Raw genomic sequence first — 336 nt, 5'->3', positions numbered from 1 at the left:
GCGTTCGGGCTGGTCTTGAACCTGCGGGTCGGCCGGGACATGGAGGAGATCACCTCCGATTACCTCGTCCGCACCTGGCGGGTGATCCGGGTGAACATCTTCGGCGACCTGTTCCGCTTCATCATGGACTTCTTCGCCCGGGTGCTCGAATACGTCGACCGCCTGCTCTACACGGTGGACGAGTGGCTCCGGTTCCGGGGGGGCGAGAGCCGCGTCTCGGCCGTCATCAAGGCGATCCTGGGCATCTCCTTCGTCATCTTCTGGCACGAGCTGGGCCACTTCCTCCTGGCGAAGTGGAACGGCGTCTACGTCAAGACCTTCTCCATCGGGTTCCCG

Annotated in this window: 1 protein-coding gene; it reads left to right on the top strand. The window is 63.7% G+C overall.

Annotated elements, in window-relative coordinates; translation table 11 throughout:
* Positions 1-336: site-2 protease family protein (locus tag AB1L30_RS00215; RefSeq protein ID WP_367011349.1), on the top strand; the 336-nt coding region annotated here is incomplete at both ends.

Source organism: Bremerella sp. JC817, from assembly GCF_040718835.1.
In the GTDB taxonomy this organism is placed as follows: Bacteria; Planctomycetota; Planctomycetia; order Pirellulales; family Pirellulaceae; genus Bremerella.
This window is presented reverse-complemented; position numbering and strand designations above follow the sequence as displayed.